Below are 17,495 nucleotides of genomic sequence, written 5' to 3'. Positions count from 1 at the left end.
TATGGAAATCTAAAATCGATATTTTTTACGAAAAGAGATTAAAATTGGTCTTGCTATCTTTACATTGTAAAGATTGATTGTGTCTAAGTGAGAAAGAGGTTCCCATGGAAAAGTATGACAGTGTAGTGATTGGGGCAGGGAATGCAGGTTTGATGGCGGCTACTCGGCTTCAAAAAGAAGGCAAAAAAACCTTACTTTTAGAGCGCCATAACATACCCGGTGGATGTGCTACCTCCTTTGTAAGAGGAGATTTTGAATTTGAGGTTGCTTTACACCAATTGAGTGGAGTTGGCACAGAATCAGAACCTTTTATCATGCGTAGCATTTTTAAGGAGCTTGGAGTATTGGATAAGATCGAACTTGTCCAAGATGAGTCTTTATACCGAGTGATTATTCCCGGTTATGTAGATGAAACCCTGCCCGCTGATTGGGATGAATTAAGAACTCATCTGATCAAACTCTATCCTGAAGAAGCGCATTCTATCGAAGCTTTTTTATCAATGAGTGAGGCTTTGATACAAGAGTACTATTATGTTTTACCAAGAGTTCGACTGTCGAATGACCCTTCCAAACTTGAGTCAAAATGTCCAAATTTCAAAAAATACGGACTTAGGCCAACGAGAGAGGTTTTGGCTGAATATTTTAAAGATGAAAAATTGATCAATGTTATTACGCCATACTGGAGTTATGTGGGAATCCCTACATCTCAATTGGTTTTCTCTGAATTTATAGGTATGTTATACTTCTATTGCAAATACAAACCTTGGCATATAAAAGGTGGGTCTCAAATGCTGTCCAATGCATTGCTCAACTCCTTTTTGGAAGCAGGTGGAGAAGTGAAATTCAATTGCGCTGCAGAGAAAATATTTACCAAAGACCAAAGGGTCCACTCGGTTCAACTAGAAACAGGCGAAGTGGTAGAATGCGATTTTGTGGTGTCTAACGCAAGTCCATTGATCACTTACCATGAATTACTCCAAGAGAAAGTGCCGGAATCAGTCTTAAAAGACTTTAAGTCTCGGAGAATGGGTGTATCGGCTGTTTGTCTATATTTAGGTCTGGATGCTTCCCCAGAAGAAATAGGTTTTACAACGGCATCGACCTTTGTCATGTCTGTCTCCGATCTAAACGTAACAGAAGACCGCATGTATACCTTAGATGCTCCCGATTGGGGAATGGTAACTTGCTATAATTTTATCGATGAAGAGTTAGCTCCAAAAGGCAAAACGGTTGTCACTTTAGTTGCTCTACAGTATGGCGAAGCTTGGAAACATATTCCTGCAGAAGATTATATTGCCACAAAATATGAATTTGGCGACAAATTGATTTCCTTAATAGAACATGCTTATCCAAAAATTCGCAAACACATTGAAAAAGCTGAGGTTGCCACTCCTTTAACAATGATGCGATATTTGAACACTCCAGGTGGAGCTATTTATGGATTTCGTCAATCTGTCCAAGATGGAAGTTTAATGCGAGAGTCTTTAGATGCCATCGAGGGTCTCTACTCTGCAAGTAGTTGGACAAGCATGGGTGGTTTCCAACCAACATACCTGAATGGCTACTATACTGCTAGGAAGATCCTAAAATCTTCAAAACAGAAGAATTCTGATTTCAAAAGCAAAATAGAAAAATAATTGCTCTGACCAAAAGTAAACGAGGTACAATATGTCCATTGAATTAGAAAAACAAGATCGAGTATTAAATGAAGTTATAGGATATAAAGATGCATTACTTGAAAAAGAATCATTGGAAAAAACAGGCCAAGACTTTTCTTCTCAAAAAGGGAATGTCAAAAAGACAGTTGAAAAATTGCATCCAAAGAGATTACAACTTGTTTTAAAAGAAATCCGCTATGAAACACCTTCCACAAGTACTTTGATTTTTTCCCAAAAAAACAATCAAAATCTACCACCTTTCCAAGCAGGACAGTATATAAATTTATTTGTAAATATAAAAGGTGTTTTCACCGCTAGGCCATATTCGATTTCTTCTTCTCCTATTTTACGTGATCGTTATGAGCTGACCATCAAACGCGCAGAAGGTGGATTTGTAAGTCCCTATCTTCTAGATGAAGTAAAAGTAGGAGATGAATTCGAAAGCAGTGGGCCTATGGGCTCATTTCATCACAATCCCTTGTTTCATGGGGATGATTTGGTTTTCCTCGCGGGAGGATCGGGGATTGCACCTGCGATGAGTATGCTAAATACATTTCGAGCAAGCCAAAAGGACTTTCACTTTCATATCATCTATTCCAATAGTTACGAAAATGATGTCATTTTCATGGAAGAGCTTCGAAAGATTGCCCTGTCGGAGAAACGGTTTACCCTTACTGAATTTTTGTCAAGAGAAGCAGGCCCTACTTACCAGGGAAATCGTGGACGACTAACAAAAGATAAGTTATCTGCTTTGTTAGATAAACCAGAGTCAAAGATGTATTATATTTGTGGGCCTACTCCCTTCAACGAAAATGCTATAGAACTTCTTACTTCTTTAGGAGTGCGGACAGGGCGTATCCTAATCGATGGAAATGGACCGCCAAAAAATCCGGAGACTATGCCTGGTTGGCCTAGCCATGCAACAAAAGGAAATAAAGTCACTGTTAAAGTTGGAAAAGGTCACTCCTTCCAAACAGAGGTAGGTGAGCCTCTCCTCAATAGTTTGGAACGGAATGGATTTTCCACTGAGAATGCTTGTCGATCAGGTGAGTGTAGCCTTTGCCGGGTGCGCTTGGTTTCGGGGACTGTTTTTTCTCCCTCTGAAGCGAAGATCAGAAAGTCAGATAAAAAGTTTGGCTACATCCATTCCTGTGTTGCATTTCCGACGGAAGATATTTCCATCGAATTGTAGAAAACATCGAAAGTTTACATCGAACGAAAATGAATATATTGCATTTTTCCCGAGCATGAAAGAGTAGCTAAACCGCTCCTATCCAAATCCAATGGGTTTGGAGTGATTCCTTTTTTTCTCTTTTTTAAAAAATGAATTATCCTATGTTAAGAGAGTTTCCCTTACGAAAAAGTTTGTCACCTTGACTTTCCAATCGAAATCGGATTAGGCTTTTTTCATGAACATTCAAAACCTGATTCGATCTCTATTGGTTTTCCTTTTTGTATCTTGTGTTAGCATTTCGGAAAAAGATATACCACTCACAGATGATACGCCAACTTCTGTTTTAGATCTACCCAACTCCCGAATTGCCTACTACCAAAAAGGCAAGGGGCCCCATATGATTCTATTGCATGCTGCAGGTCATGACCACCATGATTTTGATTCGATCAGTAATGAACTAAGCAAGAGTTATACGGTAACATCAATCGATTGGCCTGGACATGGAAAGTCAGAGTGGAAAGAAAACGCAAAGATTTCTTCGATAGGATATCCAGAAATACTGAAAGAGATTTGTGGCAGGTTAAAGATTCAAAATCCCATCATCTTGGGGAATTCAGTGGGTGGTTATGCTGCCATGAAGTTGAGCATCGAAAATCCCGATCTCACAAAAGCTCTTATACTTGTAGATACGGGAGGGATGAATGAATTGGATATTTTTTCTACATCTTTCATAAAATTGAAATCCAAAGAGTGGTTTACTTCGCTTGTTTGGAATCAATTTCCTAGATTTTATATCAAACAAGAGAATGAATACACTCATCATATTCTTAAACGCATTGAAAGATCAAAGGACAAAGAAGGTTCCATCCAAAACAACTCTGCTATCTGGGCAAGTTTTCTGGAGAAGGACTATAACCTAAGAGAGGATGTCGCAAAAATCCAAGTCCCAGTTCTCATCATATGGGGTAAAGATGACCCTGTCATTGAGAGAAAGTTCGGCCAGGAGTTACACGGAAGAGTCAAACAATCGGAATACGTTGAGTTACCAGTTGGGCATATACCATTTGCAGAGTCGCCCGATGAATTTAATCAAATTCTAAGTTCTTTCCTTAAAAAGAATCTGGCATCATCCAAAAAAACGTAGAATGAAATTGTCAAAATAGTAAATCAAACAAACACTCTACTTTTGGTATGTCCATCAAAAGTTTGTGTTCCGAAAATCTCGACCAACTCAACCAACAGATCTTGGATTTAAAAAGTGTAGGTTTCGAACCTACACTTGGTATCTGTTTTGTGAACGATCGAATGATAGAACCAAAGATCAGTGAACTATTTAAAAAACACAATATCCAGGTAATGGGAGCCTGTTGCTCAGAAGGGATAGAAACAGATAGAGTCTACAAAAAAAATATAGTTACTTTACTCATCGAGATTCCAAAAGAGTTTTTTAAGATACACATCATAGATCCCAATTTGGATGAGATTGATATTGATTCTTTTATATATGGCAATGAACTTCGTAAGCTAGCACAGGTTACTTTTGATGAGCCAGCACTTCTTCTCTTGGTTGCTCCTGGTGACCTGCAAATTAAAACCGAAAAGCTCTTGGAAGGTATTTTTTCAGAAGACAATTCCATCCCAGTATTCGGCGGTTTAGCAAGTTCTCTAGGTGTACTCAGAAATCCACCCATCTTTGACCAAAACAATTTGTACGCCTTAGGAATCGCATGCCTCATCATAGACCAAACTTTTTTAAATGTACAGGGTATAACGATTGGCGGATGGACGGAATTAGGAACCGAAAAAAAAATAACAAAGTCATCAGCAAATGTTGTTTATGAAATCGATGGGATACCTGCTACAGAATATTATTATTCCTATTTCAACATTGCACCTCCTAAAGAAAAGCAAGCATTCAATAATTTGAATCCAGATCTACTTGCAGCTAGTGAATATCCCATTTTGATAACAAAAGCGGATGGGAGTAGAGTGGTGCGTGCTGCAATCAAATTTGATATGGAGGAAAAGACAGTTCATTATGGAGGAGATATTCCTCAATATGCAAATATTCGATTTTGCTCACCTAATTTAACAGATACGATGATGAATACTTTGAATCAAATGATTGAATTCAAAGAGGCAAGAATTTCTGATTGCCCTGATGGGATTTTACTCTTTAATTGTGCAGTTCGTTCTCGAGCTTTTGGTCCAAACTTAAATAAAGAGATTGCTATTTTGCAAAAAATTTGGAACTCGCCATTGGTCGGATTTAACTCCTGGGGTGAAATTGGAAATACGCAAGGTGAAGGTTGTAATTTTCACAATACGGTCATTTCTGCAGTAACATTGACATTTAAACAGAAATCGAACCAGACAAAAATGAGCCATCATCTCTCTCAGGAAGAACTCATTTCTCTCGTCAATGCCGAAGCAGATTTACAGCCTGATTTTGATTTACGAAAAGAATGGGAGCAACTCCAAAGAGAAAAGCGGATCTTATCTCATTTTTTGCGCATTACTGCTTCTGATCTAGAAAAGGAAAAAAAAGCAAGGGAAGAGTTGTTATTTAATACGTTGCCTGAATCAATCGCAAAACGCTTGATCTCTGGTGAAGTTACTATTGCTGATTCGGCCAATCAGGTAAGCGTACTCTTTGCAGACTTGGTTGGATTTACGTCACTTTCTTCAAAACTGAAAGCTGAGACATTAGTTTCTCTTCTCAATGATCTATTTTCCGAATTTGATACTCTAGCAAACCGATATGGCATCGAGAAAATAAAAACAATTGGAGATGCATACATGGCAGTTGCTGGCGTACCTGAAACTTTATCTGATCATGCAGATGCGGTTTGCGAAATGGCAAAACAAATGTTTCAGGTTATCTCAAACATCAATGCGATCTATCAATATGATTTGAATTTAAGGGTCGGGGTCAATTCAGGACCAGTGATAGCGGGTGTGATTGGAAAGAAAAAACATAGTTATGACCTCTGGGGGAAAACAGTAAACATGGCCCAAAGGATGGAAGCTCACGCACCCAACGGTTCTATCCAAATTTCCACAAGCACCTATGATCTTCTCAAACACAAAGATGGTTGGAAAAGAGTTGCATCTGTTGATTTAAAAGGAATCGGGAAAACATCTACCTATATCTATTCCGTTTTCCCGACCAAAACATAATTTATTTTAATTCGGATGGTTGACACCCAGTACTCTTACACTCGCGGATCCTATCATTCAAAAAGTTGGTTCGAGAAATAGTTTTGGTAGTGGCACATTCCATATTAACGAAGGAACCTCTTTCATCTTTCCAGCTACATTCTGTATTTCTTTCATTGATCCATTTGAGCTGTCCTTCCTTAAGCTTACTTTTTGCATTTTTATCAAGAAGTGTATTTAATTTTTTGTAGGCATCATTGAGATCTTTGTCGGCTGCAAAAAAGACCTTCTGCAGGCAGTAAAGACCATCAAAGCCTTCCTTTACCTTATCACAGTTGTCTGCAAAGGCTGGTTGGATTAGAAATAGGAATGAGAAACAAAAAAAGATATTCTTCATACTAGAGAATTTTCGAGAAGAAATAAAAAAATTCAACCTTAAAATACCAGCCTACTTAAAGAGAGGCATAGCAAACGTCTTTAATGATTGTTAGGAATTAAAAGATTCAATAAATCAAAAAATATCCAACGAATTCTTGCTTTTTTTTGCACAGAGAATCTCGTGTATAAATAGTCTCTCAAATGACAGCAAAATTATAAATCGTTTGTGATCTATGAAATATATTGAATCACTTAAATCCAATCCAGACCTTTGCCTTTTCCTCCTTGAAAATGCAAGGGTAGGGTATCTAATTTGGGATTCAAATTTTAGAGAGAGTATTACCTTAGACTCTAGGCTGAGTGCTGCTCTAGGATTACCTGCTGTACAAAACCAAACTAGAATAGCGGAATATCTCACTATCGAATCCCAAGGAGATTTCTTCCAAGCTCTCTCCCGCCAATCCAATACCATCTCTTTGGTTTTCCAAACCAAATCTGTGCTTGAACACTATCATTTTTTGACAATGCATATTCAAGAGGAAGGTTTGGTTTTTTTTGCCTGTACCTCTTTTGATTCTCAGTCATTGACAACCGATTATCTCAATAATTATCTATTGGATACCCTTTTGAAACTTCCAATCGGTGTCACTATTCTTGACAGTAAAAGAAATTTACTCAAGCACAATGATAAACTTCTAGAAGTCATTCAAATGCCTAGAGAGAGAATGGGAGCTGCAGCTGTACTTGCAAGAAGATATATTAAAGAGGATTTTTCTACGTACCACACGGATGAATTGCCTTCTGCTCGGGTTATCAATTCAGGAAAACCAGTTTTCGATGAGATCATAGGGATAGAATTAGAGGATAAATCTCTGATTTGGGTGAGTGTAACTGCATTGCCTTTGGAACCTGACCAAAGCAAGGTTGTCCTCTTTACAAGTGACATCACTGACAAAAAAAATATATCAGATAATTTAAGATATTATGAATCTATTGTAAATTCAAGTTCTGAAGCACTGATTAGTAAGGACCTGAATGGAATCATCACATCTTGGAATGTCAGAGCAGAAGAACTCTTCTTATATAAAAGGGAGGAAATATTAGGTAAGTCTATATTCGAACTGATTCCAGAATCCAAAAAAGCAGAAGAGCGCGGAATCTTGGATCGGATTAAAAAAGGAGAGACTGTAGGTCCACTCACTAGCATTCGGAAAAATAAAAAAAATCGAATTATAGATGTTAGTCTAACTGCATCGCCTATCAAAAAAAATGACCAAGTAATTGGAGCCACGGTTTTAATCCGAGATATTTCAAATGAAAATGAGGCAAGAAATGCCTTCAAGTCTGCATTCGAAGCTTCTGCGATCGGAATGGCAATCGTCGGTTTAGATGGTAAATGGATCTTAGTCAATGAGACTCTCGGTGTTATGCTAGGCTATTCGAATTCGGAGCTCTATAAAATGACTTTTCGAGATATTACATATCCTGAAGATTTACAAGCTGATTTGAATTTATTAGAGAATTTGAATAGTGGAAAGATTCCATCCTATAGTATGAAAAAAAGATACCTTCATAAAAATGGAGATATCGTTTGGGTCTTGTTAACTGTTTCAGCCGTCAAAGACAATCAGAATAAGCCGATCTATTATATCTCACAAATCGTTGATATTACAGATTCATATAGCAAAGAAGAGAAACTTCGCAATATGGCTCATTTCCTTGAACAGACAAGTATGATCGCAAGGATTGGTGGTTGGGATTACGATCTGCGGTCAAAATTAGCCAATTGGACTTACATAACCAGAACCATTTTCGAAGTCGATGAGGACTTCATTCCAGATCCTGACAATGCGATTTCTTTTATTGTAGATCCAGACAGTAGGATTCGATTTTTACAAGCCTTACATGATCTCCTAGAGAAAGGTATTTCCTTTGATCTCGAACTCAATATTCTTACAGCAAAATCCGTCCCCAAATGGGTTCGTCTCATCGGGAGACCTGAGTATACTGCTGGCGAATTGACAAAAATTTTCGGTGTGATCCAAGACATTGATGAAAAGAAAAAAGTTGAGCTCAATTTGAGCAAACAAACAGCGAAGCTAAAAGCATTTGTTGAATACGCACCAGCAGCAGTGGCTATGTTAGATTCAAATCTAAACTATATCGCTGCTAGTCGCCGATGGTTAGAAGAATACCGTTTAACAGAAACAATCGAATCAATCATTGGTAAAAATCATTATGATATCTTTACCAATATTTCAGATGAATGGAAAGAGCACCATCGACTGTCTTTATCGGGCATGGTTTTAAGAAAAGAGGAAGATAGATGGCGACCACCAGGTTGGAACCATGATCAATTTCTTCGATGGGAGCTTCGTCCGTGGTATATCGACGAGTCCAGGATCGGTGGTATCTTAATGTATACCCAAGATATAACAGAACTTTGTATGCAGAGAGAAGAATTGGAAATAGCCAAGGACATTGCTGAGAAAGCAAACAATGCAAAATCCGATTTTTTAGCAAACATGAGCCATGAAATCAGAACTCCCTTGAATGGTATCATTGGATTTTCAGATTTACTTTTGAAGTCGCATTTGAATGAAACACAGATTGAATATTTAAAGAACGTTAACTTCTCTGCAAAATCCCTTTTGGAAATTGTAAATGATATCCTGGATTTTTCAAAAATTGAGGCAGGTAAATTTGAGCTCTATGAAGAGGCATTTGCCCTTCGTGAGCTTTCCGAAAAGACAATGGAAGTCTTTCGTTACCAAGCTGAATTGAAAAATATCAGTTTGGTTTCGAATATTGACGAAAGATTACCAGCTCTCGTAGTAGGCGACGCACTCAGAATTCGACAAGTATTGATGAACCTTTTTAGCAATGCTGTCAAGTTTACTCTCGAAGGAAGCATTCACTTTCAAATTGAGTTGTTATCTGGTCCTAAACAAAATCCAGCCAAGTTAAGATTCTCTGTAAAAGACACAGGCATCGGTATTGAAGAAAAAAATAAAATAAAGATTTTCGAGGCCTTTTCACAAGCTGACTTTTCAACTACAAAAAAGTTTGGCGGAACAGGTCTCGGCTTAACAATTTCAAATCGTCTTTTGGGAATGATGAATAGTAAATTAGAATTGGTGAGTGAAGTAAGGCAAGGAAGTACATTTTATTTTGATCTACTTTTACCTACAATTGAGACATCAAATACTATATCCTATGGACGAGATTTCAAGCAGAGGAATGAGATTCCTTGGGAGCAAATAGACAATTCCCCATCCTACCTCATTCTTGTTGCTGAAGACAATTCTGTAAATATGGCATTGGCAAAAGGGATTTTATCGCGTTTGTTGCCAAATAGTAACATCATGGAAGCATTTAACGGAGTGGAGGCGGTATCCCGCTGTAAAGAAAAAAAGCCGGATATAGTTTTTATGGATATCCAAATGCCAGAAAAGAATGGTTATGAAGCAACTAGAGAGATTCGCAATTTAGGTTCAGAGTTTACCAATATACCCATAGTTGCCGTGACTGCGGGCATCGTTGTAGGAGAAAAAGAGCGATGTTTCGCCGCAGGAATGAATGATTACATCAGCAAACCAGTGGTAAAGGAAGATTTCAAAAAGATCATTTTGAGATGGCTTCCTTTGGAATCAAAATAGTTTATCTTTGATTTTGAATCATAGCAATCATTTGGTCAAGGGCTTTGTTCCATCCAGCAAAAAACCCCATCTCCTTATGTTGGTTGCAATTTTCTTTTTTACCGTGCCTAGCCAAGGCAATATAACGAGTGCCAGTTGCTGTTGGTTCTAGAAAAACCATCGCTGTAAAAAACGGATTTTCACTCGGTACAAATTCTGGTAAAAGTGTATCTGTAAATACAAGTTTCTTTTGAGGCACTACCTCGAGAAAGCTACCGATGTTGTCCATCTCCATACCTTCCGGAGATTTCATCACAGTTCGAAAGATTCCACCTGGCTTAAGGTCGATTTCACAATGTGTTGTTTTCCAAGGATCTGGCGTAAACCATTGGACCAGTAACTCGGGGCGAGTCCAAGCATCCCATACTCTTTGGGGAGGAACCTCAACATTTCGCTCAAAAAATAGATCCAATTCTGGGTTAATTTTGATTCCAAACTCTTGTAGCATATTTTATCCTTTTTGTAAGTATATGCTTAGGTAATTTCTAAAGCAAGTATTATTTAACCAGTTAGTTAAATAATGGTAATTGAATGTACCTTTTTGATTGGCGTGCTTTTGTTTGAATCGCAAGACTTAACGATCAGGGATTGGACTCTCCAAAAAAAATGTGAAACGGCTAAATATGGATTTCCAAACAAATTATAAGTAGGAGTCTCATCCTTCTGAATAGGAGTATTTATGAAAATAGCCGTAATCGTCGTTAGGACTTTGGTTGGTGCTTTGTTTGCGTTTGGCGCTGTAGCGTATTTTGGGAATTTTGTACCCCAGCCCGAACTCACGGGCAACATGAAAATCTTTATGGAAGGTTTAGCAGCTTCTGGTTATTTAATCACAGTAGCAAAGGTAGTTGAATTGCTCGTAGGGATTGCTTTTTTGTCAGGTAGATTTGTTCCTTTAGCGGCTGTTATTATTTCGCCGATCATTGTGAATATCTTTTTTATCCATCTCTTTTTGGACCGCAAAACTCTTCCCGTCGCGATTGCGTTGGTTCTTAGCAATGCATTCATAGCCTATGCTCACAGATCACATTATGCCCCATTATTTCGCTCAAAATCTGAACTAGGTTAAATTCAAATGATCCTTGGGCATTGGCCGACAAATGTCCAAGGACCTACCTTTAAAAAACATATCTTTTTATCCCAACGAGAAAAATTCAGTGGAATTGCTATCAAAATTGGGATTCTATGGGTCTTATTCATTGTCCCATGTATAGTAGAGCACAAAGATGAAACGAGAACTTATCTGCCAAAATTGCTTCGCCAAACATACAATTTCGAATGAAAAAGTATACGGTAAGGCTGGCAAGTTTCGTTGCATGAAGTGCGGATCACTCAACCCTTTTTCCTTTCCTAAAGAAACAAGTGCAGAAGACAACAGTCAAGAAATCGGATATGACCTACACTTTAAGGGACATATCCCAAACCATGAATTAAAAGGCAATTTTTTGGGACGAGAAGAAGAGGAGTTAAAAACTATCTGGTTTGAGAATCGTTTTCTGGTTTTGCCAAAATTAGAGAGTAATGTTCTCCTTCCTCATTCCTTCATTCAAATTTCTGGTGTCTCCGATCCTAAAAAATGGAAAGGTTTTTCTTTTGATATCTTTCCGTCTGATCATGGACAAGTACAGAGAGAGGTCAGTACTTCCCAAGGTTTTTCTATCCATACAGCCTATCGACTCTCTCTCCAAGTAATAGATGATTTACCTGAACAAGTCATCGGTCGATTATATCTAGCAATACCTGATTCACATAATACATGGTTAGCTGGTACATTTCATGCGCTTAAAATCAAACAAATAAAATTTCTTGAAGATGGTTCAAGTGAACTCAACTTGCCTCAAAATCTATCTCATTACTTAACTGCTAAGGTTCATCTGCTTACGGGCAATGTCTTTAATGTACCCGAAAATTTTTCCAGGTTGAATGATGAGCAGAAGTCAAAATTATTAAATGAAATATTAACAATCGCAGATTTAGAATTAGATGAAAAAATCTTAAATTTCATAGAAGAATCGGTTTCTTTTGAAATTCCAACAAACACCCGGAAGCTAAACGAAGCATTTATTTATTTGTTTACAAACGATGTTTCGCCCAATGAGTCGTTTTGGATCCAATTGAGAAAGATGATGCGATCTCACAAATGGAAAGAGCAGACCTTGATCCAAATTCTTAGAAAGAAATTCTCCGAACAAATGGAGAACATTGAAAAAGATCTCTCTCATAAAATTGTTTTACCAAAAGATCCAATTGCGATGATCATTAGAGACGATGCAGAAAGTTTGCAGAATTTGATTGAGTCTGGTTTCGATCCAAATTTTGTTAAAGAAGATGAAGATACAAATCCATTGGGTTTTTCATTATTGGAAGAGTCTATGATCGGAAATAGTTATCACTGTGCCAAACTTCTGTTAAATGCTGGAGCCAACCCAAATTCTATCAATTCATTGGGTGAAACACCAATCTTTAAGCTCTGTCAAAATAACAGTATGCACTTACAAAATAAATTAGATCTGTTAGATGACTTAATCAAACGTGATATCAATGTAAATCACTGCTCTGAGCAGCGGATGACGGCTCTACATTGGTGTGCACTTTTTGGAGAACCATCTTTAGCAAAACGACTTTTAAAATCAGGTGCGGAAGTCAATATTCCAGATTTCCGTGGCAATACCGCTCTGCATGAAGCATGTAAGTTTGGACACTCTTCTGTTCTTGCTTTATTGCTGGAATTTGGTGCAAAAGCAAATCTTTTAAATGAAGATGGTAAAACAGGTCGCGATCTCGCATTTGAAGAACTTGAGACCGCAAAATTACAAGCCGACGACGAAAACCAAAATCGTTTCCAACGCATATTATCTTTGTTAGATGTATACGGAGGATGATCCACCTTTCAATTTCACCATTCGTATCACCAAATAAAGTAAAAGTCCAATAGGCCCAAACAGAAATGTCAAAACTAGGCTAGGTATGACCATCCAATGAGGGATATTTGTTCTTTCAGAATTGTTAACGATCCAAGCACCGATCCATAAATCAAAGGCTAAGTAGTGAACCCAACCTGCTAAAAGGGCAAAATCATTTTGGAATAATTTTCTCACCGAAATTAAACTACCGAACCCACCACTCGCCTGCCCAAAAGAAAGAGAAATGACTACAAGGTAAAGAAACGTTAGTAATATACCTGGAATTAAGAATCCGAATATGATTTTCGTATACTTCCAACGAGGAACGAATACCAGAGCGATCCAAGAAAGCATCGCGACCGAGTTTGCTGTTTGAAAAATTGCTTCTGTATCCATTGCTTACGTCCAAACTAGTTGTTGCTGTTTTATTTTGTTACACATAAGAATCATTCCGAGAATCGCTAAAACCCCAAAGATCAGATACATGCTTAAAAAGAAAATATTGGTTTGGAATATGCTGAAACCTATATACGTTTGCAATACCAAAAGAATGGTAACCGATAGATACGATAAACCGATTAGCCTAAGGCCTAACAGAGTATATTTGCTAATTTGTTTCTCTTTTGCAATGTTTGATCGAATCAAATAAACTAAGATAAAGAATTGAAAGGCATGGATTCCAAAGAAGTGAGGGACGCGCATATCTCCTGCTGATTTGCTCCAGCCTAAAAGGGGAATCTCTTGTCCAGGAATGGGTGTTCCAAAGCTATGGCTTCCACTGGTAAGCACGATTCCTTTTGCAAATAGTTCTATCTGTTCTGGTTTTGGCATCGTCATTAAAAAACCTGTAATCATTCCGATTGCAGAGATTCCCATTCCCCAAAGAATCGTTTCTTTAAGTAATCGATTCGAAACATTCTCTTTGAATATAAATAAAGTAATCATCAGGTGTAAAAACCACATGGTTCCAATCCCAAGACCCATTAATGAAAATACTGTCGCATTGAATGGAGTGCTTACATTGAAATGGCTACTCACTCCGCGTGCGGCTTGTCCTCCGATTGCAATGATTTCAAAGAAGAGACAGAGAGTGATTCCCCAAACGATCAGAGTCACTTTCCTATTTTGTAAGGGAAATTGTCTTAGAATCCAATATAATGTTATGGAATAGATTCCGATCGACAAAGTGAATTTGATTGGTTTTATCCATCTTGGTGATTCCGATACCAACATAGGATCAATGAGGTGAAGGATAAAAAATACAAGTGTTGCGACTAGCATCAGTATGCTTAAGCTTAAAAGTGGTGTTTTGATCTCTGCCATGAGATCTGATTTTCTAAAATTCATAAATCCCCCGATTTAATTGGATTGACTGTTTAGACTTAAACGTCTAAATCATATATACAGTGTAAACATACTTGTATACACTGTCAACATAAAAAATTGACATTGTAAACATTTATGAGCCAAAACCAAAAAAAAAGTACCAAAAAACCCATTGGAAAACTAAAGAAGGAGACCGCAAAGTACCACCACGGTGACCTACGAAATCTGGTTTTGCAGAAATCTTGCGAGTTTTTGGAGTCTTTTGGAGTCCACAATCTGAGTTTAAGAGACATTGCGGCAGAAATTGGCGTGAGCCATACGGCACCATATCGCCATTTTCCCAAAAAAATGGACCTTCTTCTCGCGATCACGGCTCTAGGTTTTAAAGAATTGAGAGATACTTTGCGAGAGGCCTGGGAGATTTCGGAGGAGCCCAGTGAAAAATTAAAGAAATCTGGTGAAAATTATATACGCCTTGCCTGGAGAAATCCAAGACGCACCGAACTTATGTTTAGTGGAGAAGTAATTCCTGAAGGTCCTATACCCATTGATTTGGCAAAATATGGAGAGGAAGCATACTACGAATTGTTCAGAGTTGTTCAGTATGGACAAGAGAAGGGTGTCTTTCAAAAAGAAATTAATACTGATGCAATGGCTATGACAGTCTGGAGTTCCGTACATGGATTTGCTGTGTTAAATGAGAGATACATAAAGTCCGAAGATCCGGCAGTCCGAGAAAGAGTTGAAATGCAGATGTCGCTCTTACTTACATTGGTGATTGATGGAATTAGAACTCTTTAATCCTTTTGTCCTGTTAAGAACCAGGTCTCCATTTTTCCTTTTCCTTTGACTTCGATTTCACCTCTAGATTCAAAAGCATATTTATCTCTTAATCGTTCGAACACTGCCTTGGATACATGTATGCGACCAACTTGCCCATGTGATTCCATTCTGGAGGCAATATTAACGGTGTCACCCCAGAGATCATAAACGAATTTATATTTACCAATGACACCTGCAACGACTTCACCCACATGGATGCCTATCCTTACATTGATATCATATCCCCAATCACTTTTGATTTTATTGAATACTGTGCAAAATCTGAGTGCAGCCTCGGCCATTCTTTCTAAATGGTCCGGAACAGAATTGGGAATTCCACCCGCTAACATATAACAATCACCGATCGTTTTGATTTTTTCTAAGCCAAATTCTTGTGTGATATTATCAAAATCTCTAAAGATATCATTTAGGATAGAAACTAACTTTTCCGCATCATTCATCTTAGAGCTAAGGACTGTAAATCCAGCAATATCTGCAAATAAGACGGAAGAGTCAGGAAAAAAGTCCGCGATGATCTCTTCTCCACCTTTCAGTCTCTCAGCGATAGGACCAGGGAGAATGTTTAGGAGTAAATTTTCAGACTTTTGTCTTTCTAAGGCAAGGTTTTCATTTAAGGATCTAACTTTTTCTAATGTAGACTTCAAGTCTTTGTTTCTTTTGGAAAGACTTCTATAAGCATCAGCATTATCCAATCCAATCCCAAGGTAGCTGGCCAAGGAACGAATCATATTCAATTGTTGGTTGTTATACGCATTTGGCTTACGACTTTGGATGGTAAATACACCCACAACCCGGTCTTCAACCATCAATGGAATGAACACCACGGAACGAATTTCCTCGCCCCATTGTTTCTTCAAACCTGCTCTTCGCTCTTCTGACTCAAGTAAGATATCTTCTACGATTACCTCATGGTTTCCTCGTATGCACATCGAGGAATAATTGTCTTCGTTGAGATTTTCCAAAAATATGGACGGAACGTAACTTCCTTGGTTTAGGGAAAATTTATATTTAACGTTATCTGATTCTTTATCGTAGCTACCTACTGAGATGATGTCCAAATCTAATTCGTCTTTTAATTGTTCATATAGTTCGGAAAGAATCTTTTTTGCATCAAGAGAAGAGGTAACTACCTTTCCTAGCTCCGAGAGAAGCTGAAGGTTTCGAATCGATTTTTCCAGTTTTGAGTTGGAGGTTTGGAGTTCGTTTTGGATCCGCATCAATCTATTTTGAGCGGAATCTCCAACCTTTGTGAGCTTTTCTGTTTGTTTGAGTAAATTGCCAAAACGTGAGGTCATCGCATCTGCAAGTGACCTGAGTTCTTCGGCGTTTAAATCCTGCTTTTGTAGGGCTACTTGGAATTGGGTCCAAGCTTCATGTTCTTCTTCGAAAACACCACTCATTTGTAAGCAATCAATTCATGCGGGAGGTCTACATCCTCCAAAAATTCTTCTCCAGTGTCTTTCATATCTTCATCATCTTGGCGGTAGTACCATTCTACATTGATCTTTCCTCCATTGGAGTGATAAATCTGCAAAAGGTCTAGAATATCAATGATGCATTTAGAGGAAGAGGTATTAAAGTAATCCAATTTAAAGACAAATTTGAAAGGTTTTTTTTGCGAGATGGTTTGGTTGAGCCAATCGAAAACAGGTTTGTAGAAGCTTACGGCATTTTCCGGATAAGATTCTCCCACAACTTCCGCAATTCCGTTGTCAAAGTCCAAGACAACTTCAGGAGAATTTTTTGTGCTCGTTATACGGATTGTTTCCATTTCTTAGTCTTCCTTCTTAAAAAATGCGGTCAATGTAAAGAAGGATTTCCCTTCTGGAACATCTTCGATCGAATACACCAAAGGTCCGTCGGACTTTCTGGAGATATCTATTAGACCCACGCCAGCACCTTTACTGTCGTCGGGACGATCGGCTCGCAATTGTTTTGTATAGTAGGCTTTTTTATCTTCGGGGGATAATCCGTTTATAAACTCTATTTTTTCCTTCATAGATTCGATCTTTGAAGAAGAAATGTAATTCCCTGAGCTGACATAATAACCTTCCGGTCTCTCTGTCACGACAATCATACCTACTCCTGAGGTAGATTCGTCAGGGTTCACTATCCTTTCAAGAGAATAATGAAGAATGTTCTGGGCAAGTTCTACAAATACGGCGAAAATTTTCTTCAATTTGGTTTCGCCTTTCATTGAAGTTTGGATGATGCTACCTAACTCTGTTAAAATATCTTGGTAAAGGGCACCTTTAAAGTGAATCAAAAGGCGGTGGTCTGAAACGGTTTTGTACTGTTCGTAACTTAAAATATCTAGTTTTTGCATACGTTTTCCAATTAACTCCTCTGCATTTCT

At 38.0% G+C, this 17,495-nt stretch carries 15 protein-coding genes; 8 read left to right on the top strand and 7 right to left on the bottom strand.

Going from position 1 to position 17,495, the window contains the following annotated elements; all coding sequences use genetic code 11:
• The first annotated feature begins 104 nt into the window (after positions 1-104).
• The 4 genes from DI060_RS12445 to DI060_RS12430 all read left to right on the top strand — a co-directional run bounded on the left by DI060_RS12445 (position 105) and on the right by DI060_RS12430 (position 6,012).
• Positions 105-1,637, top strand: coding sequence for a phytoene desaturase family protein (locus DI060_RS12445; RefSeq protein WP_108977067.1), 1,533 nt, complete (start codon positions 105-107; stop codon positions 1,635-1,637).
• 31 nt (positions 1,638-1,668) lie between these two features.
• On the top strand, positions 1,669-2,850 hold the full coding sequence (locus DI060_RS12440; RefSeq protein WP_108977064.1) for an FAD-binding oxidoreductase: 1,182 nt from the start codon (positions 1,669-1,671) through the stop codon (positions 2,848-2,850).
• Between the two features lie 217 nt (positions 2,851-3,067).
• The gene (locus tag DI060_RS12435) at positions 3,068-3,976 is read left to right on the top strand and encodes an alpha/beta fold hydrolase (RefSeq protein WP_108977062.1); all 909 of its coding nucleotides are present in this window, start codon (positions 3,068-3,070) and stop codon (positions 3,974-3,976) included.
• A 47-nt stretch (positions 3,977-4,023) separates the two neighbouring features.
• Positions 4,024-6,012, top strand: coding sequence for an adenylate/guanylate cyclase domain-containing protein (locus tag DI060_RS12430; protein ID WP_108977060.1), 1,989 nt, complete (start codon positions 4,024-4,026; stop codon positions 6,010-6,012).
• Between the two features lies 1 nt (position 6,013).
• Here the strand turns inward: DI060_RS12430 and DI060_RS12425 are convergent, their stop codons facing one another.
• On the bottom strand, positions 6,014-6,388 hold the full coding sequence (locus DI060_RS12425) for a lysozyme inhibitor LprI family protein (protein WP_108977058.1): 375 nt from the start codon (positions 6,386-6,388) through the stop codon (positions 6,014-6,016).
• Between the two features lie 214 nt (positions 6,389-6,602).
• Between DI060_RS12425 and DI060_RS12420 the strand changes: the two genes are divergently transcribed.
• Positions 6,603-10,028: a PAS domain S-box protein gene (locus DI060_RS12420; RefSeq protein ID WP_108977056.1), complete on the top strand. Its 3,426-nt coding sequence runs from the start codon at positions 6,603-6,605 to the stop codon at positions 10,026-10,028.
• A gap of 1 nt (position 10,029) precedes the next feature.
• On the opposite strand, the gene DI060_RS12415 is transcribed toward DI060_RS12420, so the two are convergent.
• Positions 10,030-10,515, bottom strand: coding sequence for an SRPBCC family protein (locus DI060_RS12415; RefSeq protein WP_108977054.1), 486 nt, complete (start codon positions 10,513-10,515; stop codon positions 10,030-10,032).
• 231 nt (positions 10,516-10,746) lie between these two features.
• On the opposite strand from DI060_RS12415, the gene DI060_RS12410 reads away from it, so the two are divergent.
• Both DI060_RS12410 and DI060_RS12405 read left to right on the top strand, forming a co-directional pair.
• Entirely contained in the window at positions 10,747-11,136 is a 390-nt protein-coding gene (locus tag DI060_RS12410; RefSeq protein ID WP_108977052.1) for a DoxX family protein, read from the top strand.
• Positions 11,137-11,293: 157 nt separating this feature from the next.
• The gene (locus DI060_RS12405; RefSeq protein ID WP_108977050.1) at positions 11,294-12,949 is read left to right on the top strand and encodes an ankyrin repeat domain-containing protein; all 1,656 of its coding nucleotides are present in this window, start codon (positions 11,294-11,296) and stop codon (positions 12,947-12,949) included.
• On the opposite strand, the gene DI060_RS12400 is transcribed toward DI060_RS12405, so the two are convergent.
• Both DI060_RS12400 and DI060_RS12395 read right to left on the bottom strand, forming a co-directional pair.
• Positions 12,929-13,366, bottom strand: coding sequence for an ABA4-like family protein (locus DI060_RS12400; RefSeq protein WP_108977049.1), 438 nt, complete (start codon positions 13,364-13,366; stop codon positions 12,929-12,931). The two genes, DI060_RS12405 and DI060_RS12400, sit on opposite strands and share 21 nt — an antisense overlap.
• Before the next feature lie 3 nt (positions 13,367-13,369).
• A complete protein-coding gene (locus DI060_RS12395) occupies positions 13,370-14,317 on the bottom strand; it encodes a hypothetical protein (protein WP_108977047.1) in 948 nt (315 codons plus the stop codon).
• Positions 14,318-14,431: 114 nt separating this feature from the next.
• On the opposite strand from DI060_RS12395, the gene DI060_RS12390 reads away from it, so the two are divergent.
• Positions 14,432-15,097, top strand: coding sequence for a TetR/AcrR family transcriptional regulator (locus tag DI060_RS12390; RefSeq protein WP_108977045.1), 666 nt, complete (start codon positions 14,432-14,434; stop codon positions 15,095-15,097).
• Here DI060_RS12390 and DI060_RS12385 read toward each other — a convergent pair.
• Genes DI060_RS12385 through DI060_RS12375 form a run of 3 tightly spaced genes read right to left on the bottom strand, consistent with a single transcriptional unit; the run spans position 15,094 to position 17,465 of the window.
• Positions 15,094-16,539 carry an adenylate/guanylate cyclase domain-containing protein gene (locus tag DI060_RS12385; protein ID WP_108977043.1) on the bottom strand — a complete coding sequence of 482 codons (1,446 nt, stop codon included), beginning with the start codon at positions 16,537-16,539 and terminating at the stop codon, positions 15,094-15,096. The two genes, DI060_RS12390 and DI060_RS12385, sit on opposite strands and share 4 nt — an antisense overlap.
• Positions 16,536-16,910 (bottom strand): DUF1987 domain-containing protein, encoded by a 375-nt coding sequence (locus DI060_RS12380; protein ID WP_108977041.1) that lies wholly within the window; start codon positions 16,908-16,910, stop codon positions 16,536-16,538. Before DI060_RS12380 ends, DI060_RS12385 begins: the two co-directional genes overlap by 4 nt.
• A gap of 3 nt (positions 16,911-16,913) precedes the next feature.
• Positions 16,914-17,465, bottom strand: coding sequence for a SiaB family protein kinase (locus tag DI060_RS12375; protein ID WP_108977039.1), 552 nt, complete (start codon positions 17,463-17,465; stop codon positions 16,914-16,916).
• Positions 17,466-17,495 lie beyond the last annotated feature (30 nt).

Origin of the sequence: Leptospira ryugenii (assembly GCF_003114855.1) — a bacterium.
In the GTDB taxonomy this organism is placed as follows: domain Bacteria; phylum Spirochaetota; class Leptospiria; order Leptospirales; family Leptospiraceae; genus Leptospira_A; species Leptospira_A ryugenii.
The sequence above is the reverse complement of the archived record's forward strand: the minus strand, read 5'-3'. Positions and strand labels throughout refer to the sequence as shown.